This window comes from Vibrio harveyi NBRC 15634 = ATCC 14126 = KCTC 12724, assembly GCF_001591145.1.
GTDB classification, from domain to species: domain Bacteria; phylum Pseudomonadota; class Gammaproteobacteria; order Enterobacterales; family Vibrionaceae; genus Vibrio; species Vibrio harveyi.
In genome coordinates this window covers 75,631-98,987 of record NZ_BCUF01000004.1, presented here as the reverse complement: position 1 = coordinate 98,987, position 23,357 = coordinate 75,631, and the positions used below count along the sequence as shown (strand labels likewise).

19 protein-coding genes are annotated in these 23,357 nt (G+C 43.8%); 14 read left to right on the top strand and 5 right to left on the bottom strand.

Annotated features, from left to right (window positions below; all coding sequences use genetic code 11):
* Positions 1-522 precede the first annotated feature (522 nt).
* The 8 genes from VHA02S_RS03430 to VHA02S_RS03395 all read left to right on the top strand — a co-directional run bounded on the left by VHA02S_RS03430 (position 523) and on the right by VHA02S_RS03395 (position 11,389).
* Entirely contained in the window at positions 523-1,311 is a 789-nt protein-coding gene (locus tag VHA02S_RS03430; RefSeq protein WP_038897765.1) for an SH3 domain-containing protein, read from the top strand.
* Positions 1,312-1,527: 216 nt separating this feature from the next.
* Positions 1,528-2,076: a phosphatase PAP2 family protein gene (locus tag VHA02S_RS03425; protein ID WP_038897767.1), complete on the top strand. Its 549-nt coding sequence runs from the start codon at positions 1,528-1,530 to the stop codon at positions 2,074-2,076.
* A gap of 3 nt (positions 2,077-2,079) precedes the next feature.
* Positions 2,080-3,126, top strand: a complete 1,047-nt coding sequence (locus VHA02S_RS03420; protein WP_009698845.1) for an MJ1255/VC2487 family glycosyltransferase — start codon at positions 2,080-2,082, stop codon at positions 3,124-3,126.
* Positions 3,127-3,658: 532 nt separating this feature from the next.
* Positions 3,659-4,618, top strand: coding sequence for a LysR family transcriptional regulator CalR (calR, locus tag VHA02S_RS03415; RefSeq protein WP_005430441.1), 960 nt, complete (start codon positions 3,659-3,661; stop codon positions 4,616-4,618).
* 299 nt (positions 4,619-4,917) lie between these two features.
* Positions 4,918-6,726 carry an AMP-dependent synthetase/ligase gene (locus tag VHA02S_RS03410; protein ID WP_038897768.1) on the top strand — a complete coding sequence of 603 codons (1,809 nt, stop codon included), beginning with the start codon at positions 4,918-4,920 and terminating at the stop codon, positions 6,724-6,726.
* 449 nt (positions 6,727-7,175) lie between these two features.
* Complete coding sequence (locus tag VHA02S_RS03405; RefSeq protein WP_038897770.1) at positions 7,176-8,900, top strand: acetolactate synthase 3 large subunit; 1,725 nt, start codon at positions 7,176-7,178, stop codon at positions 8,898-8,900.
* A 1-nt stretch (position 8,901) separates the two neighbouring features.
* Positions 8,902-9,396 (top strand): acetolactate synthase small subunit, encoded by a 495-nt coding sequence (gene ilvN, locus VHA02S_RS03400; protein WP_005450454.1) that lies wholly within the window; start codon positions 8,902-8,904, stop codon positions 9,394-9,396.
* Positions 9,397-9,508: 112 nt separating this feature from the next.
* Positions 9,509-11,389, top strand: coding sequence for a sensor domain-containing diguanylate cyclase (locus tag VHA02S_RS03395; protein WP_038897771.1), 1,881 nt, complete (start codon positions 9,509-9,511; stop codon positions 11,387-11,389).
* A 92-nt stretch (positions 11,390-11,481) separates the two neighbouring features.
* Here VHA02S_RS03395 and VHA02S_RS03390 read toward each other — a convergent pair whose 3' ends face one another.
* Both VHA02S_RS03390 and pykF read right to left on the bottom strand, forming a co-directional pair.
* The gene (locus tag VHA02S_RS03390; RefSeq protein ID WP_017190055.1) at positions 11,482-12,159 is read right to left on the bottom strand and encodes a GntR family transcriptional regulator; all 678 of its coding nucleotides are present in this window, start codon (positions 12,157-12,159) and stop codon (positions 11,482-11,484) included.
* A gap of 151 nt (positions 12,160-12,310) precedes the next feature.
* A complete protein-coding gene (gene pykF, locus VHA02S_RS03385; RefSeq protein WP_005450451.1) occupies positions 12,311-13,723 on the bottom strand; it encodes a pyruvate kinase PykF in 1,413 nt (470 codons plus the stop codon).
* Positions 13,724-14,155: 432 nt separating this feature from the next.
* On the opposite strand from pykF, the gene VHA02S_RS03380 reads away from it, so the two are divergent.
* The 6 genes from VHA02S_RS03380 to VHA02S_RS03355 all read left to right on the top strand — a co-directional run bounded on the left by VHA02S_RS03380 (position 14,156) and on the right by VHA02S_RS03355 (position 20,859).
* Positions 14,156-14,917 (top strand): DeoR/GlpR family DNA-binding transcription regulator, encoded by a 762-nt coding sequence (locus VHA02S_RS03380; protein ID WP_005450450.1) that lies wholly within the window; start codon positions 14,156-14,158, stop codon positions 14,915-14,917.
* Between the two features lie 115 nt (positions 14,918-15,032).
* On the top strand, positions 15,033-16,865 hold the full coding sequence (gene glmS, locus VHA02S_RS03375) for a glutamine--fructose-6-phosphate transaminase (isomerizing) (RefSeq protein WP_005450449.1): 1,833 nt from the start codon (positions 15,033-15,035) through the stop codon (positions 16,863-16,865).
* A 222-nt stretch (positions 16,866-17,087) separates the two neighbouring features.
* Positions 17,088-18,200, top strand: coding sequence for a DUF481 domain-containing protein (locus VHA02S_RS03370; RefSeq protein ID WP_038897772.1), 1,113 nt, complete (start codon positions 17,088-17,090; stop codon positions 18,198-18,200).
* A gap of 131 nt (positions 18,201-18,331) precedes the next feature.
* On the top strand, positions 18,332-18,709 hold the full coding sequence (locus VHA02S_RS03365) for a DUF3316 domain-containing protein (protein WP_009698839.1): 378 nt from the start codon (positions 18,332-18,334) through the stop codon (positions 18,707-18,709).
* 73 nt (positions 18,710-18,782) lie between these two features.
* Positions 18,783-19,472, top strand: coding sequence for a heavy metal response regulator transcription factor (locus VHA02S_RS03360; RefSeq protein ID WP_038897773.1), 690 nt, complete (start codon positions 18,783-18,785; stop codon positions 19,470-19,472).
* On the top strand, positions 19,465-20,859 hold the full coding sequence (locus VHA02S_RS03355; RefSeq protein ID WP_038897774.1) for a heavy metal sensor histidine kinase: 1,395 nt from the start codon (positions 19,465-19,467) through the stop codon (positions 20,857-20,859). Before VHA02S_RS03360 ends, VHA02S_RS03355 begins: the two co-directional genes overlap by 8 nt.
* On the opposite strand, the gene VHA02S_RS03350 is transcribed toward VHA02S_RS03355, so the two are convergent.
* From VHA02S_RS03350 to VHA02S_RS03340, 3 genes are all read right to left on the bottom strand, one after another.
* On the bottom strand, positions 20,813-21,457 hold the full coding sequence (locus VHA02S_RS03350; protein ID WP_009698836.1) for an HAD family hydrolase: 645 nt from the start codon (positions 21,455-21,457) through the stop codon (positions 20,813-20,815). The two genes, VHA02S_RS03355 and VHA02S_RS03350, sit on opposite strands and share 47 nt — an antisense overlap.
* A gap of 102 nt (positions 21,458-21,559) precedes the next feature.
* Entirely contained in the window at positions 21,560-22,090 is a 531-nt protein-coding gene (locus VHA02S_RS03345) for an MltR family transcriptional regulator (RefSeq protein WP_005450437.1), read from the bottom strand.
* 86 nt (positions 22,091-22,176) lie between these two features.
* A complete protein-coding gene (locus tag VHA02S_RS03340; RefSeq protein ID WP_005450436.1) occupies positions 22,177-23,325 on the bottom strand; it encodes a mannitol-1-phosphate 5-dehydrogenase in 1,149 nt (382 codons plus the stop codon).
* Positions 23,326-23,357: the final 32 nt, after the last annotated feature.

Here is a 23,357-nt window from a genome sequence, read left to right as displayed (position 1 = left end):
CATGATTTTTGCACTTTCGCGCAAGTTAATCGTTTACTTCCGGTATTTAGATATAAAAAAACCCGCATTTGCATGCGGGTTTCTAAGAAATTGGTGTGGTTATTTTTCTTCCACAGCCTACCCGCGCGAACTGGTCACGATCAGGAGGAGGCTAAGCAGGATAGAAAAACGTGCTGACATAGTTGTTAAGCATTCCACAAAATTAAGTTAACAAATTAGTACCGCACTCAATGGAGCACGTCAACCCTAAAGTTGATTTTTTATTCATATCGGATCAGTAGGTGAATTAATCTTCTATCAATGATGGACGTCTTCAATGTGAAGAAAGGGGAGATGTTTGTGCTACAACAATTATTGCCGCGACTAAGATCACGCTCACCATCTTCTTCTCATTGTTTTGATACTGCATGCTTTGCGAGCTATCACACAAAGGAGGCAATTGGTTGGCATAAATTCAGCAGAGCGATTTATAGTAGAACGGTTGTATCTACCGAATTTTTGAGGCAAATAGGTTAGGGATTAATGGATTTAGCGAAACAACTTGGACGTTCTGCGCTGGCTCTAGCTCTGGTTTCTTTATCTGGGTGTCAGTTACTTCAATTTGGGCAACCGACAGAGGTCACCTCTTCAGTGGTGGCGAGCGATCATGCTCATAGTGTCTTGATGATCAACCACCAAATGGATGAATACTTGAGTGAAGATGGACGTGAATCCTTTCTAAATCAAATGCTGGTGGCGTTAGAGTCGGATAACCGTGACAAGTTTAAAGGTAAAGATCCAGACACTTACTCTTGGTGGAAGATCCGTGTCCAGCCAAATCAATGGAAGGAAGCAGAAGTAAGTCGTCCTATTGTAGAGGGAGTGGATACGTCAAATACACTTGAATTTATGGATGTTTCATATCGCTCAAAGACCACTCTTAATTTGCGAGCAAAACCGAGCTTAAAAGGAGAGAAGCTGGGAGAGCTAACCAAAGGTGAGGTCTTTAATGCTCTTGCTAAAGTGGAAGGCGAACCATGGTTGCTGGTCGAACAAAAAGGTGTGATTAGAGGTTACGTACACAAAGACTACGCTCGTAGTAATGTCGTCAACCGAGACATTTTGTCGATCAAGCCTAATCCACTATTAAAGCATAATGTTGAGCCAAGCGAACAAGGGAAAAACGAATTGTTCGGTAGCTATACTTGCCGTGATTTGAGCTATGAGCTCACGAAAGATGGTCACATGACCACCGGCTCGCTTAGAGCATGTCGTAAACAAAGAAAGATCTGGTACATCGATGCACCAGTCTCTGCTTCCAATCAGTCTTGATCTTTTATGCTCAGATCTTCTGGGTGAATATCTTCGTACTTATGAGCTCGGTTGATCAACGTAACGATTACCGAGCTTATTGCTACTCTTAACTCCCGCCGTTTTTTCTGCTCTGCTGCAAATGATAACGTGTCATTAATTATCCAAATTCTCGTCATGTAGTTGTCACCTTACACGCCTAGTTTTCATATAAAGGTCAAAGTAAAGGAATGTTACATGCGAGCTTTAGAGACAATTAGCCAGCCAATGGCAAGCATTGCTAAATTTGATTTGGCGTTCTCCAGTGTGTGTTTACAACATCGATTTAATCAGCAAGTCGCGAATATCAGTAAAGGAGTTTCTCATAGTGGGGATGGACACCTCTATGTGGTGTTAGGTTTGTTAGCTTGGCTACTTGATAAGCAACATGGTCATTGGTTCTTGATTACCGGGTTAACCGCATTTGCCATCGAATTACCCATTTACTGGGTGTTGAAAAACAGCTTTAAGCGCCGTCGTCCTGAGGAATTGAGCGCGTTGCTTCCTGCCTTTATTACTCCTTCTGACCGCTACAGCTTACCGTCAGGTCATACTGCGGCGGGCTTTTTGATGGCGACGCTCATTCATCATTTTTATCCAGACTTAGGCATATTTGCTTTCACTTGGGCAGCCTTGATTGGGACATCACGTATTCTGCTTGGCGTGCACTTTTTTACTGACGTTATCATTGGTGCTTTGTTGGGGAGCCTATGTGGTTCTTTGGCAATTGGGCTCATTGGAGGTTAATGGATGAAAATTCTGTATGGTGTTCAAGGCACAGGAAATGGTCACATCGCCCGCGCAAGAGCCATGAGTAAAGCTTTTCAAACTCACGACGTGCAGGTTGATTTTCTTTTCTCTGGACGCGAACCAGAAAAGTACTTTTCAATGGAGTCTTTTGGAAACTATCAAACTCGGCGTGGCTTTACCTTTGTGACAGAGAAAGGTGCCGTGAGCTATGCTAAAACGGCATTACGCAATAACTTGGTTCAGTTTATCCAAGAAGTAAATCAGCTGGATTTGTCTTCTTATGATCTGGTGATCAATGATTTCGAACCCGTCTCGGCTTGGGCTGCTCGTAAGCAGAACAAACCTTGTATTGGTATCAGTCATCAAAATGCATTCCGCTACCCAGTACCTCTTAAGGGGGCGAGTTGGTTGGATAAATCCGTCATAGAGCATTTTGCTCCTTCGCAACACCACCTAGGCTTGCATTGGTATCACTTTGATCAGCCGATCTTACCACCTATCGTTCATACGCTTGAGCAAACGAGTGGTAATGATGACTTTGTTCTCGTCTATCTTCCGTTTGAATCAATAGAAGACATCAGCGATTTGTTGTTCCATTTTAATCAACAGTCTTTTGTCTGTTATCACCCGAACGTGATTGAGTGTGAGCAAGTGGAAAATATTGAACTAAGACCTCTGTGTCACACTAACTTTCAATCTCATTTGCAACGTTGTAGTGGAGTGATTGCCAATGGTGGTTTTGAACTGCCATCGGAAGCCCTTTCTCTTGGCAAGAAGCTATTACTTAAACCGCTTTCTGGGCAATTTGAACAGCAAAGTAACGTCGCAACATTGGAAGATTTAGGGCTAGCATCTTCGATGGAAAATCTTGATATTTCGACGGTACGTCAGTGGTTGAAAGAACAACAAGCAGAAAGCGTGAAGTATCCTGATGTTGCAAAAGCGATCGCCAACTGGGTATTACAAGGTGCTTGGGATGCACCTGAAAAACTCTCTGAACAACTATGGGAACAAGTCGATTTTCCGAGTTACGTATCGAATATTTAACGTCTGATTTATCTTCTAAGTTGCAGCCATTCACGCGCTGATTGGCTGCATTTTTATGCCTTCTATATCATTTCTATTCACGGTCATTTTGCTGACTCTTTAACTGATTTGCATGTTTTGTGAACTTAACTATTGATGCTGGTTTTTGAACGCAAATGCAAACAATAAGCAGGGCAAATGGGTTGTATGATCCCTGTAGATTGTCATTAACGTGCTAAATAGGTTGTAAGAAACCTCTGATTTAGGCGTTTTATACTTTTTTATGTTTTTCTTAACGATATGATAAATATGGAATAAATAACTAATTGGCTAAAATTTAATGATTAAATATCAATCTAGTTGCGAAACCTTGATTGATTAGTTGATAGTACGGTTCGAGCCGGAAATATCTGGACGATAAATATAATACAAATTCGGTTTTCTATTCCTTAAAAAATGATTTGAATCCAGCCACGGTCGTTTGTGTGCAAAGAGATTCTATTCGTTAAGAATTCATTGAACCAAGTTGACGATTACATAAGAGGCGCACTCCATGTTAGATAAAAAAGACGCGATGAGCGCAATTGCTAGCTACCGTATGGAAAGCACATTGCGTGGTGTAGATTTAAACCTATTGACCGTATTTGATGCAGTGATGCAAGAGCAAAATATTACTCGTGCAGCACATAACCTTGGCATGTCACAACCAGCAGTAAGTAATGCGGTTGCTCGCCTAAAAGTAATGTTTAATGATGAGCTATTCATGCGTCAGGGTCGTGGTATTCAGCCAACTCAGCGTGCTCGTCAACTGTTTGGTCCTATCCGCCAAGCACTACAGCTTATTCGTAACGAACTTCCAAGCTCAGTTTTCCAACCTGAGTCTTCAACTCGTCTATTTAAACTGGCGATTTGTAGCCCATGTGATATGCGTTTCGCACCGAGAATCATGGCTAACATTAACGAGCAAGCACCAAGCGTACAGCTACACCTAGATGCGGAATTTGATCGCCTTCTATCTGAGCGTATGCGCTACCAAGAAATCGACTTCGTAATTGACTACGCACGTTTTGATGATCAAGGCTTCTCAAGCACTGAAATCTTTAAAGATGAGCTAGTGGTTATTGCTTCTAAGACGCACCCTCGCATCCAAGGTGGTGTATCTGCTGAGCAACTGATCAACGAGAAACACGCGAAGCTATCACGTGTACATGGTCAACGTAGCTTCTCTGAGCAAGCGTACCGCGAACTTGATTGCCAAGCCGCTTATGAAGGTTCAAGCCTAAGCAACCTGCTATACGTAGTAAGCCAATCTGAGCTTGTGACTATCGCTCCTCGCTGGATGGCTGAGAATGCAGTGAACAGCGACCAGTTGCAAATCCTAGATTTCCCATTTGAAAACAAGGAAATCAGTGGTTACCTAAGCTGGCACGAATCAAGTGAGAAGGACAAAGGCCACATCTGGTTACGTGACCAACTTATGATCACTTGTGGTGAAGTTGTTGCGCTTAAATAAGCTGAATTTTTAGCCTGATCAACTGGTCAGACTGGACTTGTAATCATCAATTTTTACAATTCCTTGCCCCTGAGAGAACGCCGTCTCTCAGGGGCTTTTTATGTCCGCTATTTAATAGTCGAAACAGCGACTTAAGTTGATTAAACCTTCAGCAGTTAAAGACCTGCCATGCTCTCATTAGTGATAGTCGTCTCTTAATAATGATAAGTTTGATAATGGTCAGTTGCGTTTTTAAGCGTCGAGGTTACACTTGTGCGCTCAAATAGCTTACGCCTGTAAGCCAAAAGGTAATGTAAAGAATGGCCAAGTTAGATTTTCATATCGTAAAACGTATTCGTGAACAAATTGCGAAGGGTAGTACTCGTGTTGCGCTTAAACATAAAGTCGGCGACACATGGCAAGGTATTACTTGGGAGCAGTTTGGTCAGCAAGTAGATGCTTTGTCACTTGCGCTTTTGGCTCAGGGATTGGGCGTTCAAGATAAGATCGGTATTTTTTCAAATAACATGCCGCAATGGACCATTGCTGATTTTGCAGCACTGCAATTGCGTGGCGTTACCGTACCTATCTATCCAACTAACACCGCAGCTCAATCGGCTTACATCATTGATAACGCAGACGTCAAAGTGTTGTTCGTTGGTGAGCAGCCACAGTTTGATGCCGCGGTTAGCATTTTCGATGAATGTAAGCAGCTAGAACTGATCGTTGCGATGTCAGATGATATTGACCTAGGCGATCATGCATTTGCCATGACATGGAAAGACTTCGTTGCTCAGGGCGACGTTAGTCACCAAGCTGAGCTAGAAACTCGTTTAGAACATGCGCAAGAAGAAGATCTACTGACCCTGATTTACACCTCTGGTACCACAGGTCAACCGAAAGGTGTAATGCTAGATTACGCGAACATCTCTGCCCAACTTGAAGGTCATGATGAGCGCTTGAGTTTAACTGAAGACGACGTATCGCTGTGTTTCTTGCCATTATCACACGTGTTTGAGCGTGCATGGACATTCTATGTGCTTTATAAAGGTGGTACCAACTGCTACCTGCAAGACACCATGCAAGTACGTGATGCCCTGAGTGAAGTACGCCCAACCGTGATGAGTGCGGTTCCTCGTTTTTATGAGAAGATCTTCTCTGCGATCCACGAGAAAGTGTCACGTGCACCATTCCATCGCAAAATTATGTTTACTTGGGCGGTCAACATGGGTGCGAAGATGGCTGCTTGTCATCAAGAAAACCGCAAGCCATCACTGATGCTACGTAAATCTTATGCTTTGGCAGACAAACTAGTGTTGAGCAAGCTACGTGCATTATTGGGTGGACGCATTAATTTCATGCCATGTGGTGGCGCGAAGCTAGATGAAACCATTGGGCGTTTTTTCCACGCAATTGGCATCAATGTTAAGCTTGGCTACGGTATGACAGAAACCACGGCAACCGTATCTTGTTGGGATGATCAATGCTTTGATCCGAGCTCTATCGGTATGGCAATGCCAGGCGCTCAAGTTAAGATTGGTGAAAACAACGAAATTTTAGTGCGCGGTCCAATGGTGATGCGTGGCTACTACAAAATGCCAGAGGAAACTGAGAAGACGTTTGACGAACATGGCTTCTTGAAGACTGGCGATGCAGGCTACATTGATGAAAATGGCAACTTGTTCATTACTGACCGCATCAAAGAACTGATGAAGACTTCAAACGGTAAGTACATTGCACCTCAAGTCGTAGAAGGTGCAATCGGTAAAGACCACTTCATTGAGCAGATTGCTGTCATCGCAGATACACGTAAATTTGTATCGGCTCTGATTGTTCCGTGTTACGACTCACTTGAAGAGTATGCGAAAGAACTAAATATCAAGTACCACGATCGTGTTGAATTGATCAAACATCATCAGATTGTTGAGATGCTTGAGAAGCGTGTTAATGACCTGCAGAAAGAACTGGCTAAGTTTGAACAAGTTAAGAAATTCAAACTTTTACCTAAAGCATTCTCGATGGATGATGGTGAGTTGACCCCAACACAAAAACTTCGTCGTAAAGTCATTAACGACAAATACCAAGATGAAATCGAAGAAATGTACACTGAAAAGTCTGATAAAAAGTAACTTAAGCTAACTTAGATTTCAGATTGATGAAAATGTCCCCAGTTGCCTGATATTGTGCTGCTGGGGATTTTTTATGACCGTCTTTCACACTTTTAGTTGTGACTTATGAAGGAAGTTTCGCTGAAAGTTGCCATTTCTAGTGAAATTATTCACTTTATTTTCTTTTGGTTTCTTATCTTGATTCTATTTTGCGCTACTTAGTTAGCGTCAAACCCTGCCTTTGTTCTGATTTATAGCATCTTGTTTAAAATTTGATTCAACTCTCATTAGACCCGTTGATAATAAAACGTTACATTTGTTGTGTTACCTTGCGTTTTGTTATGACAGACGTAAGACATAGCTGAAAAAGTGGAAGTATTTCTATTAGGCTACGAATAAGACCTAGACTATGTAAAACCAGACCAAACCGTTGGCCTTACGGTGAGGAAAACTGGTAAGGAGAGCAAATTATGACAGCAATGTTGTCAGGCGCAGAGATGGTTGTGCAATCTCTGATTGAAGAGAGCGTAGAGCAAATCTTTGGTTACCCTGGCGGGTCCGTTTTAGATATCTACGACGCACTGCACGCCAAAACCGATCAAATCAAACACGTACTAGTAAGACACGAACAAGCCGCTACCCATATGGCAGATGGCTATGCGCGAGCGACGGGCAAGCCCGGAGTCGTACTGGTATGTTCTGGTCCTGGTGCAACCAATACCATCACAGGTATTGCGACTGCATACATGGATTCAATTCCAATGATTGTTATCTCAGGTAACGTACCAAACAACCTGATTGGTAATGATGCCTTCCAAGAGTGTGACATTGTGGGTGTTTCACGCCCTGTTGTGAAACACAGCTTCCTCGTTAAGAAAGCGGAAGACATTCCTGAAACGATCAAAAAAGCGTTCTACATCTCGACAACAGGTCGACCGGGACCGGTTGTGATTGATTTGCCGAAAGATATTTTGAACCCGCAAATCAAGCTTCCTTACGAGTACCCAGAAAGCATTTCGATGCGTTCATATAAGCCAACGACGTCTGGTCACAAAGGTCAGATCAAAAAAGCGTTGAAGTCGCTTGTTGAAGCGAAGAAACCAGTATTGTACATCGGTGGTGGGGCGGTAATTTCCGGTGCGCATGAGCATATTCAAACGCTATCGGAGCAGTTAAACCTTCCTGTTGTAAGCACACTAATGGGGTTAGGTGCCTTCCCGGGTACACATAAAAACTCGCTTGGTATGCTAGGTATGCACGGTACTTACGAAGCTAACATGGCGATGCATGAAGCGGATCTTATCTTTGGTATTGGGGTACGTTTTGATGACCGTACGACTAATAATCTAGAGAAGTATTGTCCGAATGCTAAAGTGATGCACATTGATATTGACCCATCTTCTATCTCGAAAAATGTGAAAGTTGATTTGCCTATCGTAGGTTCTGCTGAAAAAGTACTAGCGACCATGGTTGGTCTGCTCAACGAGCAGGGCAATAACAACGATCAAGAAGCGATAGCTCAGTGGTGGGAAGACATTCAAGTATGGCGAGATCGCAACTGCTTGGCGTATGAGACATCTCCTGAGCGCATTAAGCCGCAACAAGTTATCGAAACACTGCACAAGCTAACCAAGGGAGACGCTTACGTTGCGTCTGATGTGGGACAGCACCAGATGTTTGCGGCACTGTACTATCCATTTAATAAACCACGCCGTTGGATTAACTCGGGTGGTCTCGGCACAATGGGCTTCGGTCTACCTGCTGGTATGGGTGTGAAATTCGCAATGCCAGAAGAAGAAGTGGTGGTTGTGACTGGTGATGGCAGTATCCAAATGAATATTCAGGAGTTGTCGACGGCCATGCAATACGACATCCCTGTAAAAATCATTAACTTGAATAACCGTTTCCTAGGCATGGTAAAACAATGGCAAGACATTATTTATCAAGGTCGTCACTCTAACTCGTACATGAGTTCTGTTCCTGATTTTGCAGCGATTGCAGAAGCTTATGGTCACGTCGGTATTCGTATCGAAACGCCAGATCAGCTAGAAGCGGGTCTCCAAAAGGCGCTCGACATGAAAGATCGTTTGGTGTTTGTCGACATCAACGTAGATGAAACCGAACACGTTTACCCAATGCAGATCAAAGGCGAGGGTATGGACAAGATGTGGCTAAGCAAAACGGAGCGTACTTAATATGAGACACATTATTTCTTTGTTAATGGAAAACCAGCCTGGTGCTTTGTCTCGCGTTGTCGGTTTGTTTTCTCAGCGTGGTTACAACATTGAATCATTGAACGTATCACCAACTGATGACGAAACACTGTCGCGTCTAAATATCACGACTAACTCTGATGAAATGCAGTTGGAGCAGATTCAGAAGCAATTGCATAAGCTGATCGATGTGCTCAAAGTGCAAGAAGTCACGGAATTTGACCACATCGAGCGCGAACTGATGATGGTCAAGGTGAAAGCGAGTGGTTTTGCTCGTGCTGAAGTGAAGCGTACCGCGGATATTTTCCGTGGTCAGATTGTTGATGTCACGGCTTCTCAATACACGGTGCAACTTGCGGGTACCAGTGAGAAACTGGACGCTTTCATCCAAGCGATTTCGGAAGTTACGGAAGTGGTCGAAGTGGCTCGAAGCGGTGTCGTAGGCATTGCTCGCGGGGAACGTTGCCTCAAGCCTTAATGAAATCTGATGCATTTAAGAAAAGCCATCGTTGTTCGATGGCTTTTTGTTTAGAAAATAACAAACAGTGATATAATTGCTGCTTTCGTAATCAATGTGAGTAGTAGAACGCGTGAAAGTCAGGAAGTTAGTCAGCGCTTTGTTGGCGACGACGCTATTTTTTAGCGCGCTCATCTCAATCTACTACTATCAGAAATATCAAACGCTGTTAGCGGATAACGTCAAGAGCACCGCTAAAGAAGCTCTTCATCAACTCGCGTATTCCGAGCGAGAATATAACAACGTTCAAGATCAAATCTCTTCCATCAGTGATCTACTCGGTCATAGCCAAAGCCTTTACGATTATTTGCGTGATCCTAGCGACAAAAATCTCGCCATTTTACAAGAGGTGTGGAGCTCAGTCGCCGTTAACCAAAAATGGTATCGACAGATACGTTTCCTAAACCTTGAAGGGCAAGAGAACGTACGGATTAATTACGACTTCAAAACGGGCATTGCTGCGCCAGCTCAGGTTTTGCAAGATAAGTCCGAGCGAGCTTATTTCCAATTCGCTCAGAATCTTAGCAATGACCAGATCGGCTCTTGGGGGATAGAGTTAGAACGAGAAAATAGTGAGCTCGTTTATCCGTACAGTCCATCGATTCGTATCATGATGCCTGTTGCGATGGATGGCACGCGCGAAGGCTATCTGGTACTGAACATCAACGTTCAATATTTGTCGTCACGTTTAAATTACTCACCTGTAAGAGATTTTAACATCGAGCTTATCAACCAAGTGGGCTACTACGTTGCGAGCTCTCATAATGACAAGTTGTATGGCGATATTATTCCTGCTCGCTCTCGATTCAACTTTGGTTTGCTTCACCCCAAAGTTTGGCAGAACATGGGGGCAGAAAAGATGGGTTACGAATACGATGGTAACCATCTGGTGATCTTTAATACGATTAACTTTGTGCCGGGGGAGTCTCTTCATTTAATTATCGATCTTTCGCAAGAACAGCTCTTAGAGCGAGCTGATCGAGACATTGATGACTTATTGCAAGAAGCTCTCTTTGTTTTAAGCTTGATGCTGGTTTTCGCGCTCCCGATAACAACTTTAGCACTGCACTATCGTCGCCATAGCATTGAGTCCAAGCTGGCTCGAGCGGCACTGGATGGCATGACCGCAGTGATGATTTCGGATACTTCACACCGAATTATGATGGTTAACCAAGAGTTCGAAAACATGATGGGTTATTCGAATTCTCGCTTACGAGGCTGGAATGCCCAGAATCTGATTTTTATCCCCGAAGACATTGAAAATATTCTGGCGATTTGGAATCAACTGGGTGTTGAGCAAGTATGGGAAGGTGAGGTGCGTTGTCGTACTAAACTTAATCATGTGTTTACTGCCATTATGCGTATTCAAGCTATTATGGCAAAGTCTGGTAAGGTCAGTTATTACATCACTTCACTGGTGGACATTTCGGAGCGTAAAGAGCTAGAAGAAAAGCTGCGCAACTTAAGTGAGAAAGATGGTTTAACTAGCCTTTGGAATCGTCGTAAATTTGAAGAGCAGCTTGCACAATATACCAACTTGGTTGAACGCTATCCGAATACACCCACGACTTGTTTAGCCTTGTTTGATATCGACCATTTCAAGCGTATCAACGATGAACTGGGGCATGATGAAGGCGACAAAGTCATTTGTACGGTGGCTGAAACTTTACTTCGTGGGGTGAGAAGCACCGACTTCGTGGCTCGAGTTGGTGGAGAGGAGTTCGCGGTGATCATGCCGCACACTACTACGCAAGAGGCAGAAGTGGTTTTGAATCGCTTGCGTGTTGCAGTAGAGCTAAGTAGTGACCGTTCAGTGACCGTAAGTGTGGGTTACAGCGATGTGACTGCGGATAGAACTCGCAGTTACAAATGTGCCGATATTGCCCTGTACGAGTCAAAAAGTGCAGGGCGGAACCGAGTGTCGATTTGTCACAGTTTTGATGACATTGCTTAGAGGCGATGAGAAAAAGCAGTAATTGGCTTCTCTAGCAAATAAAAAAATCGGGATAACCCCGATTTTTTGCTATCTATTGGGCGACGATATGATTAAGCCGTTTCTAGCTCTAGTACGGTTTCAATACGCTGCATTGAGCTCAATAAATGCTTATCAAGCAGTGTCATTGCTTCTTCGCTGTTCTTCGCAAGAACAAGCTTCATGATCATCTCATGTTCATCAATGTTGAACAGAGCATCTTGCTCAGAGTTCAATGTTTGCATCGCAAAGTAGCGGTAGCGTTTGATTTGGTTTATCAGATCACTGAAGAACTCAAACATGTTCTTTGAATCAGCACCTTCCAACAAAGAGACGTGGAACTGATGGTGGCGCTCTTCCCACTCTTTCCAACAGAATGTTTCGTCAAAGTTCAGACGAGATAGCTTATGGTATGACGTTAGTACGTCCAATTCCCAGCTTTCATCACCCGCCAAGATTGCTTTCTTAAGCAGTACAGAAGAAACCACACGAAGGCTTTCGTATAGGTCGTTCAATTCTTTTTTGCACACAGGCGCAACCCAACAGCCTTTTTGTGGCTCAAGCTTTACATACTTGCTCCAAGACAGTTGCACAAGTGCTTCGCGGATAGGTGATGCACCAACGTTGTATTTCTCTTTCAGGTCAGCAACCACAAGCTTTTGACCTGGCTTTAATTCACCCGTCAGGATGTCCTGACAGATCATTTTCGAAACTTTGTCGGTAAGAGTAGGACTGGACACAAGCAACCTCATGAAATTTTATTATCGTGACGACAACTAAACAGTACGTAGTTCGGTTGTGATTGATAATACAGCGTACTGATTATGAGGGCAAGATTAAATATATAAAAAAAGAGGGCCGAAGCCCTCTTTTTTATTGAACTGATGATTGAATTCTTCAGTCTTATAGAACGTGTACAGAAGCTGTGTTCGTTGTGCCTGAAGCTACTAGAGCACCAGAAACCATAACAACGATATCGCCTTTGTTGCCTAGACCTGATTCTAGAGCAAGTTCTTTACCTGCTACGTAGAACGCGTCAGTGCTTTGGATAGACTCAACAACTACTGGAGTAACACCTTTAGTTAGAACTAGCTGTGCAGCAGTCTTAGTGTTAGTAGTTAGTGCTAGGATGTTTGCAGTTGGGAAGTACTTACGTACTGAACGTGCAGACTTACCACCTTCAGTTGCAACAACGATAAGTGGAGCAGCTAGTTTTTCAGCTGTGTCTACCGCGCCTTTACATACTGCTTCAGTGATGCGAAGACGTGGGCTGTCTAGACGAGAACCTAGCTCAGCTTTTAGAGCTGAATCAGTACGGTTCGCGATTTGAGCCATGATAGTTACCGCTTCAACTGGGTACTTACCTTTAGCAGTTTCACCAGAAAGCATAACTGCGTCAGTACCGTCCATTACCGCGTTAGCAACGTCGCCAGCTTCCGCACGAGTAGGACGTGGGTTGTTGATCATAGAATCAAGCATTTGAGTTGCAGTGATAACCATCTTACGTGCACGGTTACACTTCTCGATCATCATCTTCTGAGCGAAGATTACTTCTTCAGCTGGGATTTCAACACCTAGGTCACCACGAGCAACCATGATGCCGTCAGAAAGCTCTAGGATCTCGTCGAAGTTATCAACACCTTCTTGGTTTTCGATCTTAGAGATGATGTGGATGTTCTCGCCGCCGTTTGCAGCAAGTACTTCACGGATTTCTTGAACGTCAGAAGCTTTACGGATGAAAGAAGCAGCTACGAAATCAACGCCTTGCTCACAACCGAATTTAAGGTCGTTCTTATCTTTTTCAGATAGTGCAGGTAGGTTTACAGAAACGCCTGGAAGGTTAACACCTTTGTTTTCGCCTAGAGCACCGTTGTTAAGAACTTTACACTTAACTTCAGTTTCAGAAGTTGCAAGCACTTCCATTTCGATTAGACCGTCGTCTACTAGGATAGTGTTACCAACGTTTAGGTCGTTAGCAAAACCAGCGTAAGTTACTGCAACTTTGTCTTTGTTACCTACAACTGAGATGTCAGTTGTGAAAGTGAATTCTTGACCAGCTACTAGATCAACGTCGTTGCCGTCTTCTAGTTTGATAGTGCGGATTTCTGGACCTTTAGTGTCTAGAAGGATTGCAAGTTGTTTGCCTGTAGCTTCCATTACTTGGCGGAAGTTCGCGATACGAGTGCCGTGCTCTGCGTAGTCACCGTGAGAGAAGTTAAGACGCATAACGTTCATGCCAGCGTTTACTAGTTCAGTTAGCTTCTCTACAGATTCAGTTTTAGGGCCAATCGTACAAACGATTTTGGTCTTTTTCATGGAAGATACTCTCCGGTAAGTATAGTTACAATTTGAAAGTCGGTTGTTTACTCTGAAGTTAGGGCGTTTTGATGACATTTAGTGCCTGTCACCCACCGATTTTCCGCCGCATTATTGGAACTTCAGATTCTGTAAGTCTTTCACCAAGTTTAGTCATTTTATGACTAAAAGATCGGCGATTTTGGTTACCTTTTTGTGACTAATCCCACTTTATATGCAGAAAGTTGCAAAAAAATAACCTTCAATTCTGTAATTTTTTTTCTTTTCGGTGGCGAATTCTACCACCGAATGAATCCAATATCACTGTTTAAGAATTGTCTTAGGACAAGGTTTTATCGAGAAATATTAATTTTTTGGATCGAAATAAATGGACTTAAAAGTTTCGTTTTGACTATAATAAATTTCAAACCGAAACTTAAAATCAAAACATAAATGTCGAAACGAAACACTCAACTAAGAAGACACGCCATTTCTAACCTAGTAAATGAGCTTGGGGAAGTCAGCGTTGATGAACTGGCGCAGAAATTTGAAACCTCAGAAGTCACGATTAGAAAGGACTTAGCTTCTTTAGAGAAAAATGGACAACTTTTGCGCCGTTACGGTGGTGCGATTTCGATTCCAACCGAAGTTATTCATGAAGAATTGAGTCCAATTGTTTCGAGTCGAAAGTTAAGTCTAGCAAAAGCGGCGGCATCACTGATTCGTGACCATAACCGAATTGTGATCGACAGTGGCAGCACAACAGCGGCATTGATTCAGCAATTAAACGACAAACGTGGTTTGGTTGTAATGACCAACTCGTTGCATGTCGCAAATGCACTTAACGAATTAGAGAGCGAACCAACCCTGTTAATGACAGGTGGAACTTGGGATACGCACTCAGAATCCTTCCAAGGCAAAGTAGCCGAATCTGTACTAAGAGCTTACGACTTTGACCAGCTGTTTATCGGTGCTGATGGTATCGATTTAGAGCGCGGAACCACAACGTTCAATGAATTGGTTGGCTTAAGCAAAGTCATGGCAGAAGTCTCTCGTGAAGTCATTGTCATGATCGAGTCTGAAAAAGTCGGACGCAAAATTCCGAACTTAGAGTTGGCTTGGGACCAAATTGATGTATTGGTTACCGACGCAGAGTTACAGCCAGAACACAAAGCACAGATTGAACAACATGGCGTAAAAGTCATTTGCGCCTAATCTAACTAAGTAAACAGTTTCATATTTCACTTCCCTCTGGATAAAGGCCTTTGCTTGCTGCCTCTATTTGAAACCATGGCTAGGGAAGAACAAAACTACAAACGGAGATAAACACATGTGTGGAATCGTAGGTGCAGTAGCACAACGAGATGTTGCAGAAATTTTGGTTGAAGGTCTACGTCGCTTGGAATACCGCGGTTATGACTCAGCGGGCGTCGCGATCGTTGATGGCGAAACCAACCTAACGCGTATTCGTCGTCTAGGTAAGGTACAAGAGCTGGCAGACGCAGTTGATCAAGCAAAAGTGATCGGCGGTACCGGTATCGCACACACTCGTTGGGCAACACACGGTGAGCCTTCAGAAGTGAACGCACACCCACACATGTCTGGTGACATCGCAGTGGTACACAACGGCATCATCGAAAACCACGAAGAGCTACGTGAGCTACTTCAATCTCGCGGTTACGTATTTGAATCTCAAACGGATACTGAAGTTATCGCTCACATGGTTGAGTGGGAGCTTCGCACTTCAGAAACATTGCTTGAAGCAGTACAAAAAACAGCAAAACAACTTGAAGGTGCATACGGTACAGTGGCACTGGATCGTAAAGATCCTTCACGTATTGTTGTGGCGCGCTCAGGTAGCCCAATCGTTATTGGTTTTGGTGTGGGTGAAAACTTCCTCGCGTCTGACCAACTTGCGCTACTTAACGTAACACGCCGTTTCATGTACCTAGAAGAAGGTGATGTTGCTGAGATCACTCGTCGTGACGTAACGGTATTTGATGCAACAGGTGAGCGTGTAGAACGCGAAATCACAGAATCAAACGCGGAACACGACGCAGGTGACAAAGGTCAATACCGTCACTTCATGCAGAAAGAGATCTACGAACAACCAACAGCGTTGATCAACACAATGGAAGGTCGTATCACGGCAGACTCTGTTGTCACTGAAGCAATCGGTGTTAACGCGGCAGAAATCCTAAGCAAAGTGGAACACGTACAAATCGTTGCATGTGGTACATCTTACAACGCTGGTATGACAGCACGTTACTGGTTTGAAGACATTGCGGGCGTGAGCTGTGATGTAGAAATCGCGTCTGAATTCCGTTACCGCAAGTTTGTGACGCGTCCAAACAGCCTATTGATCACGCTTTCTCAATCTGGTGAAACCGCCGATACGCTAGCAGCACTTCGCCTAGCAAAAGAGAAGGGTTACATGGCGGCAATGACCATCTGTAACGTAGCGGGTTCTTCTTTGGTTCGTGAGTCTGACTTCGCATTCATGACACGTGCAGGCGTGGAAATCGGTGTGGCATCAACTAAAGCGTTCACGACTCAGCTTTCTGCGCTACTCATGCTAGTGACGGCACTTGGTAAGCAACAAAACCGCATTAGCAAAGAGAAAGAAAAAGAGATCGTAGAAGCGCTTCACGCTCTACCGAAACAAATCAATGCAGCGCTGTCTTTCGAAAAAGAAATTGAAGCACTAGCACCAGACTTTGCCGATAAACACCACACTCTATTCCTAGGTCGTGGTGAGTTCTACCCAATCGCGATGGAAGCGTCTCTAAAACTAAAAGAGATCTCTTACATTCACGCAGAAGCCTACGCGGCAGGTGAATTGAAACACGGTCCTTTAGCATTGATCGATGCAGATATGCCAGTTGTGGTTGTTGCACCAAGCAACGATCTTCTAGAGAAGCTGAAATCAAACGTTGAAGAAGTACGTGCTCGTGGTGGTCTGCTTTACGTATTTGCCGATGCTGACGCAGGCTTTGAAGGTGATGAGACAATGAAGATCATCACAATGCCACACGTTAGTGAAATCACGGCGGCTATCTACTACACCATTCCAATGCAGCTACTTTCTTACTACGTGGCGCTGATCAAAGGTACGGATGTAGATCAACCACGTAACCTAGCGAAAGCGGTAACCGTAGAATAATCAACACATGGTGTGATTAAGATTACACTTGTTTATGTTGCGCTATGTAAGTAGCGAGAACCTAAAGCGAAGTCACATGACTTCGCTTTTTTTATGCTTGTTGACATGGTTATGATGCGCAATACGTTGACATTCACTTGTTTACTTTCTGACACGTCGGACGGCGAGCATTACTATCGTAAGCCCAACGGATGTGGTTTCTATTGAACTGAAAAGGTCACTATGAAAATCAAACTCTTGGCAGTATGTATTGTTTCTTCGTTCTACCATCACTACGCCTTAGCAGATGAAGAAAAAACGCAGCAACGCAAAAGCCAAACAGTATTTATTGATGAAAACGATGATTGGCTACAACTTAAATCTGGCGAGGTGATCAAAGGCGAGTTAACGGGGACAATCAAAGAAGAAACGAACTCGTTCGATCAAGAGATTGAATTTGATAGTGATGATCTTGGTGATCAAGAGATTGAACTGGAAGATATCGCGATATTAGAAACAGCGAGCTTTTTTACCATTCGAACCGCAAGCGGTGATGTTTTCGACGGTTACTTGTCGATTCGTGATGAGCAGCTGTACTTGACTAATGACGGTGAAGAGATGGCGTTTCCTATTACGGATGTTGTATCGATTTATCGCGGGGCAGAGAAAGATTCTGATCATTGGACGACCGAGATTTTCTTTGGTTTAGACATTAGCAAAGGCAACACCGATGAGTTTTCACTGCTCGGTGAAGTGGAAGCGGAAAGAAATACCGTTGGCTCGCGCACTAAGTTAAAAGCGAAGCACGAAAACTCCAAGACGAATGATAAAACGACGGCAAACAATAGTTCGTTTGATGGCTCCTACGATATCTATTTGAGCAATCGTCTGTTCTTTCGACCGCTCAAACTCTCTGTACTCAGTGATGAGTTTCAAAACATTGAATACCAGGTTAATGCTTCAATGCAGATGGGTTACTTTATCATTGCCAATTCACAAACAGAGTGGGATGTCTCTATTGGTCCCGGTTATCAGTACACCGATTTTAAGACGGTAGAAGAGGGGGAATCGGGTGACGCGACCAGTAACACGCTGGCGTTTGAATCTAACTTTGAGTATGAACTGACCGATGACATCGATTTAAGCCATACCTATAACCTGAATTGGGCAAGTAACGACGCGGGCGGCGCCCGTCATACCAATGAGCTAGGTTTCGATATCGATCTTGTTGATGATCTTGAACTTAGCATTAAAGCTGTTTGGGATCATGTCTCTGACACCAAAGCCGATTCGGAGGGGGTAGTACCAGAGAAAGACGACTACAAATTCCACTTTGGTTTAACTTACGAGATTTGATTATGCTCCTTGTGAGGCGAAGATGATTGTTGGATTTATGACAAAAATGTCATCTTTGGGATAGGTTGGTGTCAGGTGTCTTGTTGAATAATGAAGTCATTGAAAACAAACACACTGAAAAGGTCATCAACATGAAAGCAATGAAAACCGCTCTCCTTGTCGCAGCTATGGCAATCACTAGCGCATCCGCGTTTGCCAACCCTATCTTCACTAGCGGTAATTATGTGAGCAGAGAAGAGATGAAGACTCTCTCTGTGGAACCTACCGCAACGTCAGATGCCGCATACCAACAAGCTTTCGCTGAACTGAATGCTTTGAAAAGCATGTCGGCTCGTGAGCTTAATAAAGAGCTGAATATCTCTAACTTCAATATTGCATCTAAGAGCACTCATCTGAAAGACAGTGGGTTCATCACGGTTCAAGAACGCATGAACGCAGATGGGCAGCTGGAATATGTCGGTACAGTGAATGTCAAAGTGCACTATGCAGAGCGCGACAGTAATCGATAAAAGTGAAGCGTGAAAAGAGTATGATGTTGTTGCGTCGTACTCTTTTTTTGATGGCTGAGGTAGAGGATAGAAGTTGAAATTACTGATTGTAGAAGATGAATTGAAAGCCGGAGAATACTTGCAAAAAGGGTTGGTAGAATCGGGTTATGTTGTTGACTGGGTGCGCGATGGTGTAGACGGGCTGTATCATGCAACAAGTGAGTCTTATGATCTTATTCTTCTCGATATCATGTTACCAAAGCTCGACGGTTGGCAAGTCCTTAACACCCTGCGTAGCAGTGATATCCATACCCCGGTCATTATGCTTACGGCTAAAGAACAAACTGAGGATCGTGTTCGTGGTTTTGAATTAGGAGCCAATGATTACGTCGTCAAACCTTATGCCTTTGCCGAGCTTCTGGCGAGAATTCAAAATGTGTTTCGCCATCATACTTCCTCTCGAGTTTTAACTTCTTCGCAGACGCTGCAAATAGCCGACCTAAAGCTGGACATGATGAAGCGAGTTGCGACGCGGAACGGGCAAACCATCACTTTAACTGCCAAAGAATACGCGCTACTTGAGCTTTTGATGCGAAAAGAGGGACAAGTCCTATCACGAACGACCATTGCTTCACTGGTGTGGGACATGAACTTTGATAGCGACACCAATGTTATCGATGTTGCCGTTAAGCGATTGCGCCAAAAGGTCGACAAGCCGTTTGAGGTACCTTTGATCCACACCGTTAGAGGGATGGGCTACAAGTTGGAAGCTCTTGATGCGTAAGTTACCAGCCAACCTCTCTATGCAAAACAAGCTCGTTTTGATGTTTGTTGGCACGACATTGGTGGTATATCTCGCTTTAGCATTCATTCTGTATTACACCATCGAACGTCATTTCTTTACTCAAGATTACAACGACACAGTGACCAAATATAACTCGATAAAAAAGACGATGCTGGTCTCGCCGGAGTCGGCTTATCTACTTATCGACAATAGCTCTGTCTATATGTGGGCATTTAAAGAGGAAGCACTGACTTACAAAAACTCGACGCTCTCTATCCCTAAGGATTTGTCGTTGACGCTGAGCTCTCCACAGATCTTAAATCAAAACAATGCGATAGAGTGGCGTGAAAACTCGTTAGATATTCGAGCGTTCGCTTTTAAAACCAAAGATGTCACTGTTGTTATTGGCGTGAGTATCAACCATCATCGATTATTCTTAAATAAGCTTGGTTGGATCTTATTTTGGTCTTTAGGCTTCGCATTTATTGCATCGACGCTATTTAGCCGGGTGATCGTTAATCGCGGTTTAAAGCCCATTTTGACCTTAAATAAGCACATTCAACACATCACACCAGAACAGTTGGATATCCGCATTGCCCCAGAAACCTTACCAGTAGAGCTACGTGAACTCGCTACTAAGCACAATGCCATGCTGGATCGGTTACAAACTGGTTTTCATCGTTTGAGTGAGTTTTCTTCTGATATTGCTCATGAGCTCAAAACGCCTTTGACCAATATTACGACCCAAAACCAAGTGATATTAGGCGCGTGCCGTACATCGGAGGAATACCAAGAAGCGATTGCTTCTACGCTTGAAGAGTTAAACCGAATTACCAAGACCATCAATGATTTGCTGTATATCGCAAAAGCGGAGAATAAGCTTATCCATCGACACAATGAGCACTTCGCTGTTCATGAACAGCTTGCTCACTTAATCGAGTACTTTGGCATACTGGCGGAAGATTCTGCTTTGAGCATCATCACTTCGGGGCAAGCGATGTTGTACATGGATCGAAATATGTTTGAGAGAGCGGTAGGGAATTTGCTCTCTAATGCCATTCGCCATGCTTATGATGAAACAACGATTCGTGTTGATGTCGAGCAGAGTGATGAGTTTGTCACCATTACCGTTCACAACGTCGGTGAGACGATACCTAAGCAAAATCTACCGTATCTATTTGATCGCTTTTATCGAGTCGACAAGTCACGCCAACATTCTGGCAGCGTTGGAGCTGGGCTAGGGTTGTCGATCACACAGTCGATCGTTCACGCTTATGATGGCAAGATCACCGTGACTTCAGAAGAACACCAAACCCAGTTCTGTTTAATATTGCCCGCAGCTAAAGCGTATCCAGAAGCGGAATCACTTCCTCAAGAGATGCTTTAATTATCACTTTATCTTTAAATTCCTGCAGTGGTGGCAGTAAATCTGGAATCATCACGGCGTGGCATTCAGCAGCGAGAGCAGCTTTAATGCCATTGTTCGAATCTTCCAATACAAGACTCTCTTTTGCATCGATGCCGAGGTGGTGATAAGCCATTTGATAGCAGTCGGGGTTGGGCTTACCACGTTCTACATCTTCAGCGGTAATCACTAAATCGAACTGGGTAAGGTACTCAGTATTATTGAAGTTATGTTTTACTTCTGGGAGATGAGAAGAGGTCACAATAGCAGTGAGCAAACCACGTTGTTTAATGGCTCGTAACAACGAATCGAAACCAGGTTTGAGCGCAATACCTTGGTCTCTGAGGTGATGGAAATGCTCATCTCGCACAGCCTTGTAGCGCGGCATATCGATGGCTTGTTGAAAATGCTCGGCGAGTATTCTTTCACATTCAGGGTCTTGGACGCCGATGAATTGTTGATAGAAATCATCAGTGATGGCTAAGCCTTGCTCGTTAGCGGCGTACTGCCAACTCTGTTTGTAGATAGACTCGGTGTCGAAAATCAGTCCATCCATATCAAAAAGTACAGCTTTTAACATTGGTAGAGCTCCTACGTAGGGTGTAGAGCGGCTGACATTGATTATGTTGTTATACCCAAGCAACCTCGAATCCTTTTGAAGGTAACTTGGGTATAAATAGCGTTAGAATGGGCTCTCTTTGCCGAGTTCATTACAGATTTCGACAATAGCAAGCGAGAGCCCTGACTTAATGATTTGTTGTTGACGTTGCAGTTGAAGCTGATAAAACTCAAGGTCGATATCGTCATCTGGTTCGCTGACTTCGAGTTGTACCATACCCATCTTCTTCACCAAGTGCAGTTTTTTGATTGGCTCTAGAATATTGGGGTCTGTGAACTCGTAATCAGAAGCGTCACTATTGAGTTGGTTTTTGAGTTTGATGATGTCTTCGATGTCGTGATAAATGTCATCGGGAAGCACACCTAAGCCAAACAATAACTTCAAACGAACAGATAGATCGCCCAGCGGTCCTGAGTCTTGTAGCAGCGGACCGACCACAGATTGGACAGCGAAGTTATCTTTACGAAAAATTCTTTGCACTAACCCATCGATCGAATCGTTAAATACGTCGACGGTTGCAATAAAAAAGCCTCGTACCGAAGGTGCGCTGTTTAATCGCTCAATGATCTCGGTTTCGTTGATGTTATCTGCCATATACTGAATACATTTCTAATTATTAGTATCCCCATCTCTTTAAGTGGATAAGGATATAGAAGGGGAGCCAAGCTCCCCTAGGTAAATCAAAGTTGGTTGTAAAGTGTCTCGATTTGAGCCACTTCAGCACTGTCTTCTGCAAGACCTGTGTATGTCGCTAGCGTCTTCTTCACACCCACTTCTTTTAATGAGGTTTGCAGTTCTACTGCTTGTGGGTCGGTGTCGTTAGTGTACTTCAACGCAGCAGCAATGCCTTTCAAAAGAGTTTTATTTTCAGTGCCATACTCAATTGTACCGAGTAAAGGCTTCACTAATCTATCGTTCGCCCCCAATTTACGAATTGGTTGGCGACCAACACGATCAACTTCATCAACTAAATAAGGGTTGGCAAAGCGACCTAGGATCTTTTCGATGTAAGCGTTGTGCATGTCGCGGTCAAAACCGTAGCGTTTGATCAGTACTTCTCCGCTTTCTTGCATTGCTTGTTTTACTTCTGCGTGAATGCTTGGGTCTTCAATTGCTTCGCGAATAGTGCGATGTCCTTTCAAGCAACCTAAGTAAGCGGTAATGCAATGACCCGTATTTAGGGTGAACAGCTTACGCTCGACAAACGCCATTAGATTATTGGTTCTTTCCATGCCAGCGATATCAGGGATTTCACCTTTGAATTGCTGTTCATCCACAATCCATTCACTAAAACTCTCTACCGTGACTTCTAGTGGGTCATCGTTCGCGGCTTCTGCTGGTGGTACGATGCGGTCCACTGCGGAGTCGACGAAGCCAACTAGCTCGTCTGCTTTCGCGTGTAATGATTCATCCAAATGTTTGTACACTTCACCTTTTAGGTGAGTCGTGCCACGAACCATGTTTTCGCACGCGATGATGTTCAACGGTTTTTCGTTGCCTGCCGCAAAGCGCTTTGCAATGCCGGTCGCGATGGTTTTTGCAATGATGTCCAGTACGTTGGGACCTACGGCAGTGGTTACCAAGTCAGTTTTTACAATGCGATCGATGACATCTTCGCTGGCGGAGTTAACAGCGGTGACGTGGGTTACGGTGTCAATCTGGCATTCCGTACCGACCACTTTTACTTTGTATTCTTGTTTGTGGCTAAGTTGATCAACCAGTGGAGCATCAACGTCTGCAAATGTGACCTCGACTTCTGCATCTGCCAATAGTTTTCCGATGAAGCCACGACCAATGTTACCTGCGCCAAAATGAACTGCGTTTTTCATAATTCTTACCTACCAATGTCTGAAATGTTGAC